Consider the following 19,476-nt stretch of genomic DNA (forward strand, 5'->3'; position numbering starts at 1 on the left):
CCGGCGGCGGAGGAGGCGGGAGCCAACCGCGCGCGTGCGGGCCGTAGACGCGCGGCAGTTGACGGTCGCGTGGTCATGTACATGGTGGACAGTGCCGTCGGGGCACCCTATATTGATCGGCGCCGCCACATGAACGCGATCCAGCGAGACGTGCCGGCGATTTCACGAGTCGGGGGATTTGTGATCGCGCTGCGCTGACGACGCGCCGTGGTCGTGTGTTTCCCCCGGCTGTCGCGCCTGTGGGTTCACCGTGATCCACGTCAATGCACGCAAGGGTATTCCATGTTCAAGATCGCTTCTCGTGTCGCCGCCGTTTCCGCCGCGACCGTCGCGCTCGGCCTGATCCCGCTCGCCGGCACCTCCTACGCGGCGGGCTGCTACGGGACCGCCTGTGACAACCAGGGCCCGAAGAGCACCGGTTGCGAGGACGGCGCCGTCGGTCACGGCACGGTGGACAACAACGGCCGCGTCGCCGAGCTGCGTTGGTCCGACAAGTGCCGTGCCGCCTGGGTCCGTACGACGCAGAAGGCCACCCCGTCCTACTACGACTCCTACGCCACGATCGAGAAGTACGACAAGTACGGCAAGCTGGTCCGTTCGCTCAGCGTCGACACCCCGAGCCAGTACAACGCCTCGGACTGGTCGAACATGCTCGGCGGCAACGACTACTCTTACCGCGCCTGCGTCGGGTTCAAGAAGGACAGCGGCGCCCCCTACGGCGTGCAGTGCACCAACAAGTGGGGGTGACGCGCCCGTTCCCCGCCCCGCAGGGCGGTTGAACACCGGGTGAATCGAGCACGGCCGCGACGGCGCGCCGCGTCGGCACGGCCGTGTTTCGTTCCCCTGAGAAAGCGCCCGGCGAAAGAGGCTCGCCGGGACGTTCGCCATGCGCTTTTCCGGTCGGTTCCCCTCCCGCACAAGGGATGTGTTCCGGCCTCGGATGAGCGCGATCACTCGGCGGGCGGGCCTTCGCGGCCCGTCCGCCGTCGCACCGACGCCAGGGGGAGGCGCGGACCCGGTGCATCGCGCGTCCGCGCTCCCTTCCGTCGCGTGCCGTCCGCGAAGAGAGACGGAAGAGTTGAGATCCTTCAGACCGGTCCGTGCCGGGACGGCGGGGCTTGCGGCCGCCGCCGTCCTGGCCGGGCTGATACAGAGCGGTGCGGCGATCGCCGCACCGGACACCCCGCCGGCCGACGTGAAGCCCGTCGGCGCGCCGGCGGGCTCGGGGGCGGTCGACGACCCCGACAAGCACCTCGGGAAGGACTGGAAGACCTCGGAGGACCAGGCCGTCACCGCCGCCGCGGACTCGGCCGGCCTGCGCGTCCTCGTCGCGGAGTCGGGCCGGGCCTACGCGTGGCGGACGGCCGCCGTCCTCAACGAGCCGGGCGTGCCCGCCGATACGTGGATCGGCAACCAGTGTGTCATGGACGACTCCCACGTCGCCGCCGTGTACGCCCCGCGCGCCTTCACCAACAAGCCGGACCTGATGCAGGGCGGAGCGTTCACGGCGATCGTGAACACCACGACGGGCGCGGTGACGAAGCTGCCGTTCACGGCGACGCTCGCCTATTTCGATCCCACCTGCAACACCGCCACGCACACGGCGGCCTTCACCCAGTACCGCGACATGAACGACGCGTCGCGGACGAAGACGCGCGTGATCACCGTGGACACGTCCGGCAACACCGTCCTGAAGACGGGTGAGCTGCGGGGGCAGGTGTCGTCGGCCGCCCCGGTGAAGGACGGCGTCGTCGCCGGTCTCGGCAGCGAGCTCGTCCGGATCGACGGCCGGGGGAAGACGAGCCGGCTCGCCAAGGGCGACAGCATCCCCTTCGACATCCGTCCCCTGGCCGACGGCCGGGTCGGTTTCGTGGACCGTGAGGGCACGAAGACGGCGCGGGCGAAGGTGTACGACGGCCACGGCGCGCCGCGCACGGTGGCCACCGGTACCCTCGGCGACCTCGACCTGGTGCAGGGCGCGCGGGGCCGGGCGTTCCTCACCGGCCGCCCCCGGGACGTGAAGGTGGAGGGGAGCGGGATCACCAGGATCGACGCGCCGTCCGGCACCGACGTCTCCTCGCTCGGCCGGCTCGCCGTCGACCCCGTGCTCACCCCCGGCGTCCGCGCCGGGCTGACCCGCATCAAGGGCGGCGGCAAGGGCTTCGACAAGGCCGACGAGCCCGAGGCGGGCGTGCGGTCCCGGTCCGGCAAGGCTCCCGGGGTGGCGGACACCGCCACCACGCTGACCGTCACCTCGACCGCCACGCCCACGGGGGACAAGGTCGAGCAGCGGGTGGCCTCGGCGCGGCCGCGCCTGCAGGAGGGCCTGTCGCCCGCGCTGACCGGCGGCACCCGGCCGCGTACGCTGGGCCGGCCGTCCGGATCGCTGAAGGCGCCCGTCCCCGCGCCCGACTCGCACGATCCGACCGACACGGACCGCTGGTGCTCGGTCTCCCGCAACGACCTGGGCGTCCAGGCGCTGCAGCCGACGCCGAACCAGGTCGAGTGGGCGGTGGACATGGCCGTCCGCGGCGAACTGCGCGGCAAGTGGATCCGCCAGGGCGGCTACCGCGACCAGGCCGGGCTGGGGACGGTCGACCCGCAGGGCCTGTTCCCCCTCCCGTCGCTCACCGGCGGCGGCCGGATCCCGGCCAACGTCCTGCTCGGCATCCTGGCCCAGGAGTCCAACCTGTGGCAGGCCGAGTCCGGCGCGATCCCCGGCCAGATGGGCAACCCGCTGGCCGCGGTGGACGGTTACTACGGCCACAACACCAAGGACACCCTGCTCGGCTACTGGCGCATCAACTGGGAGAAGTCCGACTGCGGTTACGGCGTGGGCCAGGTCACGGACGGCATGCGCATGAAGGGGCACGAGAAGACGGACAAGGCCACGGGCCAGAAGACCGAGACGAGCCTCGACCCGAAGCTGCAGAAGATCATCGCGATCGACTACGCGACCGACATCGCCGCCTCGATGAAGATCCTCGCCGACAAGTGGAACGAGGTCCACAAGGACGGCCAGAAGATCACGGTCAACAACGACGACCCGTCCCGCGTGGAGAACTGGTTCACCGCCGTCTGGAACTACAACCTCGGCTTCAACCCGCCCTCGGAGGCGGGCAAGAACGGCGGTCACTGGGGGCTGGGCTGGTACAACAACCCCGCGAACCCCATGTACAAGGAGGGTGCCTGGGACCACCCCTTCATGGACACCTCCCTCAACGCCAAGAACATCACCGACGCGGCGCACCCGCAGAACTGGCCGTACGAGGAGAAGGTGATGGGCTGGGCCGCCTGGTCCATCGACACCGGCTTCTCCTACGACTCGGACGGCAAGCAGGGCTGGAAGGGCGAGTCCGGCTACGCCACCGCGGGCTTCCAGCCGGCCTGGTGGCTCACTGTCCAGAGCCGTTCCCGCGTCAGCCCCCAGCTGGACACCTTCTGCAACAAGAACAACAACTGCAACCCCGGCAACCCGTTCGACTGCCCGGACGAGGCGTGCTATCGGCAGTTCTGGTGGACCCAGGCGAACGCCACCTGGAAGCCCGACTGCAAGGACTCGTGCGGCAACGAGAAGATCAAGTACGCCACCCTGCGCGACGAGCCCGGCCGCGGGTACCGGCTGAAGAACGGTGACCCGGTGTGCGGCGGGGCCCCGAGCGGCGCCGACGTCGTCGCCTCGGTCCCGGCCGGCACGGAGACGTGGTCGACCTGCGGGAAGGCGTCGTCGACGGGCAGGTTCGAGTTCACCTTCCACCCCGACTGGGACAAGCACTACGAGGCGAAGGCCGATCTGCATTCGATCGGCGGCGGCCACGGCGGTCACTTCTGGTACTCCCACACCCGTGACGACGACCACCTCGGCGGCGACGGCAACCGGATGACCGTCGAGGGCGAGTGGACGGCGGGCAAGACGTACGACCTCGCCGCCGTCTACGCGTACGTCCCGGACACCGGGGCCCAGACCGAGCGGGCCACCTACGTCATCGACGGCGCCGTCGGCGGCCCGTACCAGCGGGTCGTGGACCAGAACGCCAACAACGGCAAGTGGGTGCCGCTGGGCGCCTACAAGTTCACCTCCACACCCAAGGTGAAGCTGACGAACTACGCGAAGGGCGGCACCGCCGACGAGGACATCGCCTGGAACTCCGTGGCCTTCAAGCCGATCAAGGGCAAGTTCGTCCGCCGCTCGCTGACCGCCGCCGCGGTCTTCGACCCGAACCAGGAGCTGAACTCCAACTGGCCGGTGACGGACCTGGAGACGCCCGTGCGGTCGATGAAGTCCCTCTACGACTGGGGCCTGGGCCTCGCCGAGCGGGGCCCGCTGTGGGACAACAACGGCAACGGCGTCGAGGCGTTCGGCCTCACCTACGAGGCGCGCTGCCCGGCGGCCAAGGCCGTGGGCGAGTGCACGGGCCAGAAGACGTACGACGAGGCCGCGAAGTGGGCGAAGGACATCAAGGCGGGCGGCTGGAAGCCGAACGCCGACGGTTCCGTCCCCGCGATGTCGATCCCGGTGTGGATGGCCATGGCGAACCCCCAGCGTCCCGACGCCTCCAAGTCCGCTTCCGAGATGTTCAAGGACCCGAACAGCTACAAGATCAAGTCTGATGTCAGCGTGACCTTCGTGGTCGGCGAGGACGGGAAGATCATCGATGGCAGCGTGGGGTCGGACTACCGGAACCGCGTCGGCAACGCCCACCTGCCCTACTTCGTCACGAAGATCATGAAGGCGATCGAGGCGGACTACGGCATCCTCGCCCCGGACATCGACTACACCACGCAGGACGCGCTGGAGTACGGCGACGTCCGGACCTCGCACCCCTATGCGGACGGGGACACGCCGGGCCAGGCGTACTTCCCGCACTTCCGCGCCGCGCGCCTCGACGACGCCAAGCAGTGCGTCGACTTCCGGGCGATCGGCGGCGGTGTGCACGGCTACCGCGCGATGATCGGCCACAAGTCGGTCAACGACAACGTCAAGAAGTGGGTCGACCAGATCAACTCCAGCACGGAGACCAACCACGCGGTGCGGCGGTTCGCCGGGGACGTCTACTCGATGTTCTTCAAGAACAGCGGCTCGTGGGACAACAACATGTGGGGCTCCATGATCGGCAACGCGCCGCCGATCTGGCAGGACGTCGCGGCGGCCTTCTGCGCGGACGGGTCCGTCAAGCCGACGCACTACCTGAAGGACGACGACGCCAAGCCGTCCGACGGCATCGTCTTCCAGTCCTACATGCCCGACCTCTACCTGTACGTCGACGACCGCATGACGGACAACCTCGGCCGCTCGTCCAACCAGCGGATCAGCGGCGGCGACTGGCGGAACTTCTCCAACTTCCCCGGCACCGCCCCCAACGGCAACGCCTACGCCTGGTGCGGCGTGGGGACGCGGGGCAGCGGAGGCAACCCGTGGGGTGTGGACGCCCCGGTCCCGGTCTTCGGCGACGGACCCGGGAACCGGCCGGACAAGGTGGCCCACTGCGACGAGCCGGAGCAGCAGTTCAAGGTCAACCTCACCCGGTGACCGGGAGAGCGGCGGCACGGTGAGGTGACATCACGATGAGGGGAGGGAACCGGTTCCCAGGAACCGGTCTCCCTCCCCTCATCGTCGTTTGTCGCGGACGCTCGGACGTCAACTCGTCCCGTAGGGCCGGACGTCAACTCGCCACGCGACGTCGCACGTCGGCTCACCACGCGAGGGCGAGTGTCGACTCGCCCTCGACAGGCCGGACGTCAGCCCGCTACGGAAGGTCGAACGTCAGCGGGGCGCGGTCCCGCCACATCGCCACCATCGGCTCCAGCATCGGCGCCAGTCCGGGCATCCGCGGGGCCATGGCGAGGGCCGACACCGTCTGGAGCAGCCGTGCCCCCTCCATCACGTGCAGCAGCGTACGGTCGACGCGGGCGCCGCCCGCGCGCTCGTACGCCTCGACGCCGAGGGGGCCGACGAGGGTCAGGTCCCACTCGACGGGTCCGCGCGTCACGTCCTCAAAGTCGCTGAAGCGGTGACCCTCGGCGGTGCGCAGGACGTTGTACGCCGGGGAGTCGCCGTGCAGGGCCTGGAGGCGGGCGCCCGGGAAGCGGGCGGGCAGGTCCCGGACCAGGCTCTCCAGGGCGGCGTACTCCCGCTCGGCGCGGTCGAGGTCGGCCGTCGTGAGCGTCTGGGGGTCCTTGCGCAGGGCCTCCAGCGCGGAGCCGATCGCCGGGACGAGCGGGGCGAGGACGGGCAGTTCGCCGGGGTAGTCGGCGAGGTGCCGGTGCAACTCAGCGGCCCAGCCGGTCTGTTCGGTGAAACGCTCCTGGAGCGCTTCGGCGTCGTCCTGCGGGAGGTCGGCGAGGCGGTCGGTCTCGGTGACGAACTCCCAGAAGGTGAGCGACGTGCCGTCGATCTCCACGGGTTCGCGGGGCACCAGCGGGCTGGGCCCGACGACGGGGACGCCCCGGTCGGCCAGCCAGCCGGTCACCGCCAGTTCGCGCCGCTGCTTGGCCACCAGTTCGTCGTACGGCATGAGGGCCAGGGACGGGACGCGGACCACGACGGGGTCCGGCGCCAGGTGCACCAGGACGTTGAAGACGTCGTGCAGGACGCGGGGTTCGTCGGCGCGCAGGCCGAGCCGGCGGCCGGCCCGGGTCGCGAGGCCCACGGCGCGCCGGGCGCGGTCACTGAGGGTGGTCTCGGGGGAATGCGGGTTCACCATGGAAATGATCTTGCCTGGTGGACGGGCCGGTTGTCGACGCGGTTTCCCGGCCCGGCCCCGGCTCAGGCGGCCGCGCCCCGCCGCCGGTACGTCAGCACGAGGTGTGCGCCCATGCCCAGGACCAGTCCCCAGAAGGCGGACCCGATGCCGAGGAGGGTGACGCCGGAGGCCGTGGCGAGGAAGGTGACGAGGGCCGCCTCCCGGTCGTCGGCGTCCCGCACGGCACCGGTCAGGCCGCCGGACAGGGCCCCGAGAAGGGCGACGCCGGCGACCGCGGCGACCAGTTCCCTGGGCAGGCCGGCGAAGAACACCACGAGCGTCGCCCCGAAGACGCCGATGAGCAGGTAGAACACCCCGCAGGCGACGCCCGCGACATAGCGCCGGCGCGGGTCCCGGTGGGCTTCGGGGCCGGTGCAGATGGCGGCGGTGATGGCCGCGAGGTTGACGGCGTGCGAGCCGAAGGGGGCGAGCAGGGTGGAGACCGCGCCGGTGGTGCCGATCAGCAGGCGGTCGTCGGGCCGGTAGCCGGACGCGGTGAGGACGGCCATGCCGGGGGCGTTCTGCGAGGCCAGCGTGGCGATGGCGAGGGGGACGGCGATCCCGATGAGGGACGCGGCGGAGAAGTGCGGCGCGGTCAGTACCGGGTGGGCGAACTCGATACCGTCCAGGTGGACGTCGAGGCGGGAGTCGGCGGCGGCGCAGACCACGCCGACCGCGAGGGCCGCCAGGACGGCGTAGCGCGGCAGCCACCGCTTGGCGAGGAGGTAGGCGAGGAGGACGGAGCCGGCGACGAGCGGCGCGGTCTTCAGCGAGGTGAACACGCCGACGCCGAAGGGGAAGAGGATGCCCGCGAGCATGGCGGAGACGACGGCGGGCGGCACGCGGCGTATGAGCCGGCCGAACACGCCGGTCAGCCCGGCGACGGTGATCGCCACTCCGGTGACCAGGAACGCCCCGATCGCCTCCGGGTAGGAGTAGGCGCCCAATCCGGTCACCAGGAGCGCCGCGCCGGGCGTGGACCAGGCGGTGATGACGGGCGTCCGGGTCCACAGGCTCAGGCCGAGGCAGGTGAGGCCGCTGCCGAGGGAGATCGCCCAGACCCACGAGCCGGTCTGCGCGGTGTCCAGGTGTCCGGCGCGGGCGGCGGTGAGGACGATGGCGAGCGGGCCCGAGTACGACACCACGACGGCCACGAGCCCGGCGAGCACGGCGGAGACGGAGGCGTCGCGCAGGAGGCGCGGCCGTTCGGGCGGTGCCGCTCCGGACGTGTCGTCCTGGGCGGCGGCGGGATCGGTGGAGCTGCTGGTGCCCGGGGTCATGGGGGTCCTCTTCTGTCGTGGGGCCCCGACGGTATAGCGCCGACGATCAAGCTTCCACCCTGTTCAAGGCGGTGGAGCGGAAGGGGACTTCACACGTCCGCAGCGCGGCGGCGGCCCTCGGACCGCCCCCCTACCCACCCTCAACATCGACTTAGGTTAGGCTGACCTAACCAATAGTCCGACCCAGGCAAACAGCCGGCGACAGGAAAGGTGCCACCGTGACGACGGCGTTCCCCCACGAGGTCCGTACCCCGGCCCTCGCGCCCCTCGGTGAACGGGACCCGGGCCGCGTCCGCGCGGCCGGACCGGCCGACGCCGCCGCGCTGTACGCGCTGTCCGAGCCGTTCATGCGCTCCGGCGCGCTCCGCCGGCGCGCCCGACGGCTCTACGAGCTGACGGCCGGTCAGTTCCTGGTGGCGGAGGACGCCGACGGCACGCCGGAGGGCTGTGTGGCCCTGCGCACCTATCCGGACGAACCGGCCGCCGTCCTGCACAACTTCTGCGTCCGGGCCGACCGGCAGCGGCGCGGCGTGGGCTCGCGGCTGCTGACCGCCCTGCTGGCCGAGGCCGCCGCCCGTTCGGCGAGCGAGGTCTTCGCGGCCACGACCGGCGGCGGACGGTCGTTCCTCCGCGCCGGCTTCCGGGAGACCGACGCCTCGGCGGCTCCCCGGGCCTGGGCCGCCGCGCTGGATCCGGCGCGCGGCTCACGGATCTTCGTCCGGGACCGGCCCTTCGTGGCGGGCGCCCCCTTCCCGCGGAACCGACCGGAGTGCGCCGGAAACAGGTGGTGAGGACACGGCCGGAAGCCCGACGGCCCCACCGCGCCCTCCTCTCCGTACGGCCGGTCCCGCGTGGCCCCCGGCGTGGGATGCTGCGCACGCGGTGGCATCGGGGAAGTCGCCCGGCGGGAGCGGAGGGAGCAGGGTGGACGTCCGGCAGTTGGAGTATTTCCTGGCCGTCGTCGACCGCGGCGGGTTCAGTCGGGCGGCCTCGGCGCTCTACGTGTCGCAGCCGTCGCTGTCCCAGGCCGTCCGGGCGCTCGAACGCGATCTGGGCGCGGAGTTGTTCCACCGGATCGGTCGCCGGGTGGTGCTGACGGAGGCGGGCAGGGCGCTGATCGACCCGGCCCGTGCCGCCGTGCGGAGCCTGGAGACGGCGCGCGCGAGTGTGACGTCCGTGCGCGAACTCCGTTCGGGGCGGCTGGACATCGCGGCGATGCCGTCCCAGGCGGTCGAACCGCTCACCACGCTGATGCGCTCCTATGCCGACCGGTACCCGGGAGTGCTGGTGACGGTCGGCGCGGCCTTCACCGCCCGCGACGTCATCGGGGCCGTGCGGACGGGGGCCGCGGAACTGGGTCTGCTCGCGTCGGCCGGTCCCGTGCCGGACGCCGCGGTCCGCTCGCGGGTGCTGGGCGAACAGCGCTTCGTCCTGCTGGCCCCGCCGGGCGGGCCCTTCGCCGGCCGGGAGAGCGTGCGGTGCGAGGAACTGGCGGGTCAGCGGCTGATCGTGGGGCAGCCGGGGACGGGGATGCGCGCGTACGTCGACTCCCTGCGGGACCGGGGTGTCGACTTCACCGTGGCGGCCGAGACCGAGCACCGGGTGTCCCTGCTGCCGCTGGTGCTGGCCGGGGTCGGGCTCGCGGTCGTGACCGAGTCGTGGCGGGACATCGCCCGGCGGACAGGGGCCGACGTCCTGGACATCGAACCCGCTACCGCGCTGACGGTCTCGCTCGTGAGCCGCCGCGGGGTCCTCTCCCCCGCCGCCGCGGCGTTCTGGTCGGCGGCGGCCGTGCCCGCCGCCCGCTGACGCCCGGGCGGACGGGCGCCGCTCCCACGGATAGGCGCGGCTTATAAGGCGCATCCGCTTCACGTCTTGGACGCCCTCCCGGTCCCGTTGCTGGAATCGACGGCATGACGAACCACCGCATCGCCCTGATCCCCGGGGACGGCATCGGCGCCGAGGTGCTGCCCCCCGCGCGCCGGGTCCTCGACCGCGTCGGCCGCCGCCACGGCTTCACCCTGACGTACACGTCGTACGACGACTGGTCCTGCGAGCGGTATCTGCGCGAGGGCGCGATGATGCCCGCCGACGGCATCGAGCGGCTCCGTGACAAGGACGCGATCCTGCTGGGCGCGGTCGGATACCCCGGGGTGCCCGATCACGTCTCGCTGTGGGGCCTGTTGATCCCCATCCGGCGCGGCTTCCGGCAGTACGTCAACCTGCGGCCCATCCGGGTCTTCGACGGGGTCGACAGTCCGGTGCGCGGCGCGCGCCCCGGCGAGGTCGACTTCGTCGTCGTGCGGGAGAACGTGGAAGGCGAGTACAGCGAGATCGGCGGCCGGTTCAACAGGGGTCGCCCGGACGAGACGGCCGTCCAGGAGGCCGTGTTCACCCGGGCCGGTGTGACCCGCGTGCTGGACTACGCGTTCGGGCTCGCCGCGCGGCGCGGCGGCCGGCTGACCTCCGCGACCAAGTCGAACGGCATCGTGCACACCATGCCGTTCTGGGACGAGCTCGTCGCCGAGCGGGCCGCCGCGTTCCCTCGGGTGGCCTGGGACCAGGAGCACATCGACGCTCTCGCGGCCAAGTTCGTCCTCGCACCGGGCCGGTTCGACGTCGTGGTCGCCTCCAACCTCTTCGGCGACATCCTCAGCGACCTCGCGGCCGCGGTCGCCGGGTCCATCGGGATCGCGCCGGCGGCCAACCTCAACCCCGAGCGGGAGTTCCCGTCGATGTTCGAGCCGGTGCACGGCTCGGCGCCGGACATCGCGGGGCGGGGGATCGCCAATCCGCTGGGCGCGATCTGGTCGGCCGCCATGATGCTCGACCACCTCGGCCACCCGGCCGCGGCCGCGGACATCACGGACGCCATCGCCGCGGTCCTGGCCGAGACCGACGTCCGGACCCGCGACCTGGGCGGCACGGCGACGACCGCCGAGTTCACCGACAGGCTGCTCGCACTCCTCTGAGCCCTCGGAGCCTTCCGGTCGCGCCCGCTCCCCCACGAGGAGGATCACCATGGCAGCACCCGCTCCCGCCCCGCCCGCCGGTGCCCGACGGCCCTGGTACGGACAGCTCTACCTGTGGGTCGTGACCGCCATCGCCGCCGGCGTCCTCACCGGATGGCTGTGGCCCTCGGTCGGCACCGCGCTGGAGCCCCTCGGCACCACCTTCCTCGCGGCGATCAGGATGCTCATCGCCCCGATCGTCTTCCTGACCGTCGTGGGAGGCATCGGCGGCGTCGACAGCCTCGGCCGGGTGGGCCGCGTGGGTCTGAAGTCGCTGCTCTACTTCCAGGCGGGCACGCTCGCCGCGCTCCTGGTGGGCCTGATCGCCGTCAACGTCTTCCGGCCCGGTGCCGGCGTGCACGCGGACCCCGGGGACCTCCATCTGACGGGCGCCGCCGGGCAGTACGTGAAGGAGGGGCAGGACCAGGGCTGGTGGCACTTCCTGACCGACCTCGTGCCGTCCAGCGCCGTCGGCGCCTTCGCCGAAGGCGACACCCTCCGGGTCCTCTTCTTCTCCGTGCTCTTCGGCGTCGCGCTGAAGGCGGTGGGCCCCGTCGGCGAGCCGCTCGTCGACGGCGTCCACCGGCTCACGGCCGTCGTCTTCAAGGTGCTGCACCACGTCATGCTGGCGGCCCCGGTGGGCGCGTTCGGCGCCATGGCCTTCACCATCGGCAAGTACGGCGTCTCCACCCTCACCGGCCTCGGCAGACTCGTGGGGCTCATGTACGGCGCGTCCGCGTTCTTCGTCATCGTCGTCCTCGGGGCCGTCACCGCCGCGCTCAGGGTCAACGTCTTCCGGCTCCTGCGCTACCTGCGGGAGGAGTTCGTCCTCGTCCTGGGCACCTCCTCGTCGGAGAGCGCGCTGCCCCGGCTGATGGCGAAACTCGAAGGGCTCGGCATCCGCCGCGACATCGTCGGCCTGACCGTCCCGACCGGCTATTCGTTCAATCTCGACGGCAGTTCCCTCTACCTGTCGCTGGCCGCCGTCTACATCGCCCAGGCCACCGACACGCCCCTGGGCGTCGGACGGCAACTCGGCCTGCTGGCCGTCATGCTGCTCACCTCGAAGGGGTCCGGCGGTGTCACCGGCGCCGGCTTCGTCGCCCTCGCCGCCACCCTGTCCACGGTGGACGCGGTCCCGGCGGCGGGGATCATGCTCGTCTTCGGCGTCGACAAGTTCATGTCCGAGTGCCGGGCCCTGACCAACCTCGCCGGCAACGGCGTCGCCACCCTCGTCATCGCCCGCTGGGAGAACGCCCTCGACACCGCGCGCGTCGACGAGGTCCTGCGCGGCCGCGCACCGGGGTCCGAGCGGGACCACGGTGGCGGTACGGGCCCGGCTCAGCCCTGCCCGGACCGCCACTGCCGGGCCAGCACCCACACCAGGTAGCAGCCGCCGACGACGCCCGTCAGCACCCCGACGGGCAACTGCGTGGGCGCCAGCATGCGTTGCGCGGCGATGTCGCTGAGCGACAGCAGCAGGGCGCCCATCACCGTGGACGCGAGCAGGTTGGGGCCGGTGGCCCGGGTGAGCCGGCGGACGACCTGCGGGGCGACCAGGGCGACGAACGGGACGGGCCCGGCGACGGCCGTCGACAGTGCCGTGAGCCCGACGCCGGCGGCGAGGGCGCCGGAGGTGACGCGCTGGACGGGCACCCCGAGCGCGGCGGCCGTGTCCTCACCCATCTCCAGCATCCGCAGCGGCCGGCCGAGCAGCACGGCCGCCGCCCCGAGGACGGCCAGCGTCGCCACCATCGTCCAGACGTGTTCCCAGCCGCGGCCGTTGAGGCTGCCGGTGAGCCAGACCTGGGCGCTCTGCGCGTCGTTGAAGGAGGCGCGCGCGATCAGGTAGGCGTTGGCGGCGGTGAGCAGCGAGCTGACGCCGATGCCCACCAGGATGAGCCGGTAGCCGGCCGCGCCGCCCCGCCAGGCGAGCAGGTAGACGGCGGCGCTGGTGACCGCGCAGCCGATGACGGAGCCGACGGCGACGGAGGCCGCGCCCGCGCCGAGCACCAGGATGGTGACGAGGGCGCCGGTGGCGGAGCCGACCGTGAAGCCGATGACGTCGGGGCTGCCCAGCGGGTTGCGGGCGACGGTCTGGAAGAGGGCGCCGGACAGCCCCAGGGCGGCGCCGACCAGGAGCGCGGTCAGCAGCCGGGGAAGCCGGAGCTCCCCCACGACGTAGTCGGCGCCGGGCACGCTCTCGCCGGCCAGGACCTTCAGCACGTCGCCGACGGGGACGTGGAAGTCACCCGTGGTCAGCGTCCAGACGCCGACGGCGGCGGCGGCCAGGGCGAGGAGGGCGCCGACGGCGGTGGCGCGCGGGTCCCAGCGCACCGACAGGGTCCTGCCGCGGCCCGGCAGGCGCAGGGCGCGCGGCCGGTGCCGCGGCGCCGGGCCGGCGGCGGGGCGCGCGGGCGTGGTGCTGCTGGTCACAGTTGGGCGATCCTCTTGCGGCGGACGAGGGCGATGAACAGGGGTGCTCCGAGGAACGCGGTGACGACGCCGGCCTCCAGCTCCTCGTTGGCGAGGACGACGCGGCCGACGATGTCGGCGGCGAGCAGCAGGGCCGCGGCGAGGACGGCGCTGTAGGGCAGCAGCCAGCGCTGGTCGGGGCCGGTGATCAGCCGGGCGAGGTGCGGAACGGCCAGTCCGACGAAGGCGATCGGGCCGACGGCGGCGGTGGCCGCGCCGCACAGCAGGGTGATCGCGGCCATGGTGGCGAACTGGGTGCGGCCCGGGTGGGCGCCGAGCGAGCGGGCGGTGTCCTCGCCGAGGGCGATGGCGTTGAGCGGCCGGGCCAGCAGCGCGGCCAGCAGGGCGCCGGTGCCCAGGAAGGGCAGGAGTTGGACGAGGACGGAGCTCGACTGCCCGGCGAGCGTGCCGATCTGCCAGAACCGGAACCGGTTGAGGGTGAGCGGGTCCAGCAGGATCAGCCCGTTGACGACGGCGGTCAGCACGGCGGAGACGGCCGTCCCGGCGAGTGCCAGCCGGACGGGCGTGGCGCGCGACCGGCCGCGGGTGCCCAGCAGGTAGACGGCGGCGGCGGCCACGGCCGCGCCGAGCAGGGCCGCCCAGACGTAGGCGGAGAAGGAGCCGAGGTCGAGCAGGGCGGTGGAGCCGGCGACGGCCGCGGCCGCGCCCGCGTTGACGCCCAGCAGGCCGGGGTCGGCGAGCGGGTTGCGGGTGAGGGCCTGCATCAGGGCACCGGCCAGGCCGAGGGACGCGCCGACGACGATGCCGAACAGGCTGCGCGGCAGGCGCGAGGTGCGGACGACGATCCAGTCGTCGCTGCCGGGGTCGCGGTGCAGCAGGGCGTGTACGACGTCGCCGGGCGGGATGCTCTTGGCGCCGATGCCGATGCCGAGGACGGCCAGGACGAGGACGAGGCCGACGCAGGCCAGCAGCCCGGCGGCCCGGCGGGCGTGCCAGGCGCGCCCGGCCCGGGGCGGTGCGGGGGCGGGCGGGGGTGACGAGGGCGAGGGTGAGCCGGTGACGGCCGGGGCGGTCGTGCTCACGCGTGCTCGTGCTCTTCGTCCTCGTGGTGGTCGTGGTTCTCCACGCCGCGCTTCCAGTAGCCGTCCACGTCCACCTGCTCCTTGGCCAGGCCGAGTTCGCGGCGCAGGTAGCGGCGGATGGGCTTGAGGGAGGTCGCCTCGCCGGCGACCCAGGCGAAGCCGAGGCCGTCGGTGGGGAGTTCGGCGGCGCGGATGGCGCGTTCGATGAGGTCGCTGTGGCCGGCCGGGGTGGTGCCGCGGTGCAGCCAGGTCAGCGAGAGGTCGGTGGCGGTGCGGAAGGTCTGCTCGTCCTCCGGGCCCGGGACCTCGGCGAAGGCGATGACGCGGACGCCGGCGGGCAGCTTCTCCAGCCAGCGGCCGAGGGCCGGGAGGGCGGTCTCCTCGGCGGCCAGCAGGTACCAGTCGTGGACCATGGGCAGCACCTCGGAGCCGCGCGGGCCGAGGACGCCGAGCCGCATGCCGGGCCGGGCCCGCTCGGCCCAGGTGGAACCGACGCCGCTGCCGTGCAGGACCATGTCGACGTCCAGCTCGCGGGCGTCGCGGCGGTAGTGGCGGACCGTGTAGTCGCGGGTGATGGGCTCCACGGGGGCGTCCATCCAGGTGTCGTTCACGACGACCGGCTCGACGGGGAGTTCGGCGCCGTCGTGGGCGAAGCAGAGCTTCACGTGGTCGGTGGGCGCCTGTTCGCAGAACCCGTCGAGGTCGGGGCCGCCGAGGGTGACGCGTACGGTGGAGGGGGTGATCCGGTCGACCTTCCGCACTTCCAGCAAGCGGTACTTGAGGGGGTGGCGGACGATGCGCATGCGCGGGAGCAGCGTGTCGGTGGTCATCGATCATCCCTATCCGGTCGGGCGTGCGGCGGGGCCGGTGCCGGTGCCACCGCGGCCCCGGCGCGGGGTACGCGCCGGGGGCCGACGGGGATCGGCTCGTCGGTCGGGCCAACCTCCCCGACCGAGGTTAGGCTACCCTAACTCAGATCATGAGGTCTGCGCCATCCGCCCGTCCACCCGGCCCTGTTCGAGCCGGATCACCCGCGGCAGCCGCGCGATGGTGGCCGGCCGGTGGGCGATGACGATCAGGGTGCGGTCCTCACTCATGCCGTCGAGGGCGTGCTCCAGCCGGGCGGCCGTCACGGGGTCGATGTCGGCGGTGGCCTCGTCGAGGACGAGCACCGCCGGGTCGGCGAGCGCCGCCCGCAGCAGGCCGACGATCTGCCGCTCCCCCGCCGACAGCCGCTCGCCGCGCACGCCCACCTCGGCGTCCAGGCCGCCCAGGTCGCGCAGCCAGTCCTCCAGTCCCAGCTCGCGGACGGCCCGTTCCATGGCGGCCCGGTCCGGGGCGCTGTGCACCAGTTCCAGGTTGCGGGCGACCGTGCCCGTCACCATGCGGACCTCCTGTGGCACCAGGACGACGCGGCGCCGCAGTTCGGCCTCGGACAGCTCCCGCAGGTCCGTCCCGGCGAACCGGACGGCCCCCCGGTCGGGGGCGTAGAGCCCGCAGAGCAGCTTGGACAGGGTGGTCTTGCCCGACCCCGTCTCGCCGACGACGCCGACGCGGTCGCCGGCGGGGAACGCCAGCGTCACGTCGCTGAGCACCCGGGTGCCGTCCTGGTAGCCGTACTCCACGCCGTCGCAGCGCAGTTCGCCACGGACCGGCAGGTCCGCCGGGCTCGCGGCGGCGGGCGCCTTGGGCTTGACCCGTTCGGTGGCGGCGAGCAGGTCGAGCAGCCGGGCCAGCCCGGTGCGCGCGGTCTGGACGTGCCCGACGAGCTGCGACAGGTCGGAGAAGGAGTCGAAGAGGTTGCGGCTGGCGAGGACGAAGGTGACGACCGTGCCGATGGTGATGTCGCCGTGCGTGGCCTGCCAGCCGCCGAAGAGGAGCAGGGCGACGAGCGCGACGCCCTCGATGAGGCTCACCAGGTCGATGCGGTTCTCCACCCGGACCGCCCGGCGGGCGGCGGTGACCGCCACGGCGTTCTCCCGCCCGAACCGGCGCATCCAGCCCGGCAGTCCGCCGGCCGTCTGCAGCGCCTCCCGGACGGCGAGGGTCTCGGTGAACGTGGCGGCCACGGTGGCCTCGGCCGTCGCCTTCCCGCCGAACGCGTCGGACGCGTCCCGCTGGAACCAGCGCATCGCCAGCAGCGCCGGCGGGACGAACACGACGAGCTGCACCAGGGCGAGCTGCCACGAGTAGAAGAACAGCACACACAGCGTGAAGACCAGGGTGGCCGTGGCGGACACCAGGTTGCGCAGGTGCATCCGGACGAACGCGGCGAGCGCGGCCACCTCGCCGGTGGTGCGGCGCAGCAGTTCGCCGGTGCGGTGCGACTCCAGGAACCGCAGGGGCGCCGCGGCCAGGTTGGCGACGGACCGCTCGCGCAGGCTGCGGACGACGTTCTCGCCGGCCTTGGCGAGGAGGAGTTCGCCGGACCGGGCGAGGCCGAGCTGCACGACGGCGAGGGCGACCAGCGCCCCGGCGGCGACGAGCAGCCCGGCGCGGTCGTGACGGTTGAGCGCGTCGGTGGCGCGGCCGACCAGCGGGGCGACGGCGACCAGCGCGGCGGAGTCGGCGAGGCCGACGGCCACGGCGGTGATCAGGGCCCGCCGGTGCGGGCGGAGGTGGGGGGCGGCCCGGCGCAGCACCTGCCGCTCGTCGGGCCGGTCGTCGAGGAGAACGGGCTCAGCCACGGTCGGCCTCCAGGGGTGCGGCGGACAGGGCGGGCTCGCGGGGGGTGGCCGTCGCGTCGCGGTCGGCGAGGGTGACGACGCGGTCGGCGGCCTCCAGGACGGCGGTCCGGTGGGTCGCGAAGAGGACCGTACGGCCCTCGGCCCAGGCCCGCAGCCGCTTCAGCACCATGGCCTCGGTGGTGGTGTCGAGGGCGGAGGTGCAGTCGTCCAGCACCAGCACCTCGGGGTCGCCGAGCAGGCCGCGGGCGAGGGCGAGGCGCTGGATCTGGCCGCCGGACAGGGCGGTTCCGCTCTCGCCGAGCGGGGTGTCGTAGCCGTCGGGCATGGCGGCGATCTGGTCGTGGACGCAGGCCGTCTCGCAGGCGGCCCGCAGGGCCTCGTCGGACAGGTCGCGGCCGAGCCGCAGGTTCTCGGCGACGGTCCCGGACAGCAGCAGCGGCCGCTGGGCCACGTAGCCGATCCGGCGGCGGACGTCGTCGAGCGCGGCGTCGCGCAGGTCGGTGCCGCCGTAGCGGACGGTGCCGGTGGCCGGGTCGTCCAGCCGGGCGGGCAGCCGCAGCAGGGTGCTCTTGCCGGAGCCGGTGGCGCCTTGGACGGCCACGAACTCGCCGCGCCGGACGGTCAGGTCGAGCGGGGCGAGGACGGTGACGCCGTCGCGCACCGCGCTGACGCCGGACAGCTCCAGGTCCCCGCCGGGGGTCAGGGCGACCGGCTCGGCCGGGTCGGTGACGGTGGAGGTGAGGGACAGCGCCTCGTCGATCCGGGCGGCGGCCACGTCGGCCTGGCCGCGTTCGAGGAGCCGCGTGACGAGAACGCGGGTGGCCAGGGTGACGATGGCCATCCACGAGGTGAAGGCGACCAGCCCGCCGATCGTCAGCCGGTGGTCGAGGACGGCGAGGCCGCCGACGCCCACGCCGACCGCGACGGCCAGCCGGGGCACGAAGGGCGCTACGGCCGCCCAGTTCGCCTCGATGCGGGCGGCCTTGACGGTCTTCTCGGTGACCTCGGCGCTGGCGGTGTCATGCCGGTCGAGCAGCGGCCGGTGGCCGCCGGTGCCGCGCAGCCCGGTGCCGACCTGGAGCAGGTCGGCGACGGCCTCGGCGCGTTCGCCGTGGGCGGCGGACAGCTCGTCGCTGGCGGCGCCGAAGCGGCGCGGGAAGTACAGGTTGACCCAGGTGAGGAAGGGCAGCATGCCCAGCGTCACCAGCAGCAGGACGGGGTCGAGGGCGGCCAGGCCGGGCAGCACGACGACGAAGGTGGTGGCGAGCACCACCCAGACGGACAGGCCGTGCACCCACTCGCGGACCATGTCCGTGTCCCGGGTGGCGCGCATGGCCAGGTCGCCGTGGCCGCGCTCGGCGAGCGCGGCCCGGTCGAGCCCGGCCAGCCGGCCGAGCAGCCGCGACCGCAGGTCGGCGCCCACCCGGGCGTCGGTGAGGCTCGCCCAGTACTGCCAGCCGTAGAGCCCGGCGAACTGCACGCAGGCGGCGAGCGCGGTGGCGCCGGACCACAGCAGCAGGGCGTTGTCGTCCTTGCCCGTGATGCCGTCGTCCAGGGCCCGCTGGACGCACCACGGGACGGCGAGCAGCGCGACCTGGCGGAGGCAGGCGGAGACCATCGCGGCGAACAGCGTGGCCCGGTGCGGGCGCAGCGAGCCGCGCAGCAGGCGGCGGGCGCGCCGGCGGCGCTCGGCGGGGAGGCTCTTCGGGTCGTCGTCCTCGGCCTCGTCGGCGGCGGCCTCGACCGGCTCCTCCCCGGTCACCGGGCCGGTGGCCGGCGCCCGTTCGTCGGTGGGGGCCCGGTCCTTCGCGGGCTCGTCGGCCGGCCGGTCGCCCGGTGGCGGGTCGGCGTGGCCGGGGCGCTGCTCCGGCTGGGCGGGGTGGGTGCTCACGACGTCAGGTATCCGATCCGAGGGGTGGTTCGACCGCGCGGTCCGGCCGGGACGACCGGTCCGGACCGCGCGGGGCGGGGGCGGGGGTCCGGGTCAGGACCGCGCGGCGAGACTGGCCGGGCGCATGTCCGTCCAGTTCGCGTCCACGTACTCGGTGCAGCCCTGGAGGCTGTCCTCGCCGTGGACGACGGTCCAGCCGGCGGGGACCTCCGCGAACACCGGCCACAGCGAGTGCTGGTTCTCGGCGTTGACGAGGACGTAGTAGCGGGCGTCGTTGTCCTCGAAGGGGTTGGTGGCGCTCATCTGCGGTGCTCCTTTGGTGGGGTGGAGGTGATCCGGGTCGATT

At 73.2% G+C, this 19,476-nt stretch carries 14 protein-coding genes; 6 read left to right on the plus strand and 8 right to left on the minus strand.

From position 1 onward, the window contains the following. Positions 1 to 282 precede the first annotated feature (282 nt). Positions 283 to 747, plus strand: a complete 465-nt coding sequence (locus ACQEVS_RS01230) for a DUF2690 domain-containing protein (protein WP_433013885.1) — start codon at positions 283 to 285, stop codon at positions 745 to 747. A 331-nt stretch (positions 748 to 1,078) separates the two neighbouring features. Next, positions 1,079 to 5,530, plus strand: a complete 4,452-nt coding sequence (locus tag ACQEVS_RS01235; protein ID WP_433013888.1) for a hypothetical protein — start codon at positions 1,079 to 1,081, stop codon at positions 5,528 to 5,530. Positions 5,531 to 5,747: 217 nt separating this feature from the next. Here ACQEVS_RS01235 and ACQEVS_RS01240 read toward each other — a convergent pair whose 3' ends face one another. Next, positions 5,748 to 6,704, minus strand: a complete 957-nt coding sequence (locus ACQEVS_RS01240) for an aminoglycoside phosphotransferase family protein (RefSeq protein ID WP_433013891.1) — start codon at positions 6,702 to 6,704, stop codon at positions 5,748 to 5,750. 62 nt (positions 6,705 to 6,766) lie between these two features. After that, entirely contained in the window at positions 6,767 to 8,023 is a 1,257-nt protein-coding gene (locus ACQEVS_RS01245) for a benzoate/H(+) symporter BenE family transporter (protein ID WP_433013894.1), read from the minus strand. A gap of 218 nt (positions 8,024 to 8,241) precedes the next feature. Here ACQEVS_RS01245 and ACQEVS_RS01250 point away from each other — a divergent pair, with 218 nt between their 5' ends. From ACQEVS_RS01250 to dctA, 4 genes are all read left to right on the plus strand, one after another. Continuing rightward, a complete protein-coding gene (locus tag ACQEVS_RS01250; protein WP_433013897.1) occupies positions 8,242 to 8,814 on the plus strand; it encodes a GNAT family N-acetyltransferase in 573 nt (190 codons plus the stop codon). 133 nt (positions 8,815 to 8,947) lie between these two features. Next, entirely contained in the window at positions 8,948 to 9,832 is an 885-nt protein-coding gene (locus ACQEVS_RS01255) for a LysR family transcriptional regulator (protein ID WP_433013900.1), read from the plus strand. Between the two features lie 104 nt (positions 9,833 to 9,936). Next, a complete protein-coding gene (locus ACQEVS_RS01260) occupies positions 9,937 to 10,995 on the plus strand; it encodes a tartrate dehydrogenase (protein WP_433013903.1) in 1,059 nt (352 codons plus the stop codon). Positions 10,996 to 11,044: 49 nt separating this feature from the next. Further along, entirely contained in the window at positions 11,045 to 12,424 is a 1,380-nt protein-coding gene (gene dctA / locus ACQEVS_RS01265; RefSeq protein WP_433013906.1) for a C4-dicarboxylate transporter DctA, read from the plus strand. On the opposite strand, the gene ACQEVS_RS01270 is transcribed toward dctA, so the two are convergent. The 6 genes from ACQEVS_RS01270 to ACQEVS_RS01295 all read right to left on the minus strand — a co-directional run bounded on the left by ACQEVS_RS01270 (position 12,376) and on the right by ACQEVS_RS01295 (position 19,433). Beyond that, positions 12,376 to 13,470, minus strand: coding sequence for a FecCD family ABC transporter permease (locus ACQEVS_RS01270; RefSeq protein WP_433013909.1), 1,095 nt, complete (start codon positions 13,468 to 13,470; stop codon positions 12,376 to 12,378). The two genes, dctA and ACQEVS_RS01270, sit on opposite strands and share 49 nt — an antisense overlap. Continuing rightward, entirely contained in the window at positions 13,467 to 14,552 is a 1,086-nt protein-coding gene (locus ACQEVS_RS01275) for a FecCD family ABC transporter permease (RefSeq protein ID WP_433013912.1), read from the minus strand. Before ACQEVS_RS01275 ends, ACQEVS_RS01270 begins: the two co-directional genes overlap by 4 nt. Continuing rightward, the gene (locus tag ACQEVS_RS01280) at positions 14,549 to 15,382 is read right to left on the minus strand and encodes a siderophore-interacting protein (protein ID WP_433013915.1); all 834 of its coding nucleotides are present in this window, start codon (positions 15,380 to 15,382) and stop codon (positions 14,549 to 14,551) included. Before ACQEVS_RS01280 ends, ACQEVS_RS01275 begins: the two co-directional genes overlap by 4 nt. A 147-nt stretch (positions 15,383 to 15,529) precedes the next feature. Further along, entirely contained in the window at positions 15,530 to 17,239 is a 1,710-nt protein-coding gene (locus tag ACQEVS_RS01285) for an ABC transporter ATP-binding protein (RefSeq protein ID WP_433013918.1), read from the minus strand. Next, positions 17,232 to 19,130 carry an ABC transporter ATP-binding protein gene (locus ACQEVS_RS01290; RefSeq protein ID WP_433013921.1) on the minus strand — a complete coding sequence of 633 codons (1,899 nt, stop codon included), beginning with the start codon at positions 19,128 to 19,130 and terminating at the stop codon, positions 17,232 to 17,234. Before ACQEVS_RS01290 ends, ACQEVS_RS01285 begins: the two co-directional genes overlap by 8 nt. A gap of 93 nt (positions 19,131 to 19,223) precedes the next feature. After that, positions 19,224 to 19,433: an MbtH family protein gene (locus tag ACQEVS_RS01295; protein WP_004945011.1), complete on the minus strand. Its 210-nt coding sequence runs from the start codon at positions 19,431 to 19,433 to the stop codon at positions 19,224 to 19,226. Positions 19,434 to 19,476 lie beyond the last annotated feature (43 nt).

This window comes from Streptomyces sp. CA-181903 (genome assembly GCF_050937075.1).
Classification (GTDB): Bacteria; Actinomycetota; Actinomycetes; order Streptomycetales; family Streptomycetaceae; genus Streptomyces.

What these genes read in the sequence shown, in the direction of transcription:
- ACQEVS_RS01230 (WP_433013885.1), top strand. Translation starts at nt 283, where the DNA reads ATGTTCAAGATCGCTTCTCGTGTCGCCGCCGTTTCCGCCGCGACCGTC.
- ACQEVS_RS01240 (WP_433013891.1), bottom strand. Translation starts at nt 6,704, where the DNA reads ATGGTGAACCCGCATTCCCCCGAGACCACCCTCAGTGACCGCGCCCGG.
- ACQEVS_RS01245 (WP_433013894.1), bottom strand. Translation starts at nt 8,023, where the DNA reads ATGACCCCGGGCACCAGCAGCTCCACCGATCCCGCCGCCGCCCAGGAC.
- ACQEVS_RS01260 (WP_433013903.1), top strand. Translation starts at nt 9,937, where the DNA reads ATGACGAACCACCGCATCGCCCTGATCCCCGGGGACGGCATCGGCGCC.
- dctA (WP_433013906.1), top strand. Translation starts at nt 11,045, where the DNA reads ATGGCAGCACCCGCTCCCGCCCCGCCCGCCGGTGCCCGACGGCCCTGG.
- ACQEVS_RS01280 (WP_433013915.1), bottom strand. Translation starts at nt 15,382, where the DNA reads ATGACCACCGACACGCTGCTCCCGCGCATGCGCATCGTCCGCCACCCC.
- ACQEVS_RS01295 (WP_004945011.1), bottom strand. Translation starts at nt 19,433, where the DNA reads ATGAGCGCCACCAACCCCTTCGAGGACAACGACGCCCGCTACTACGTC.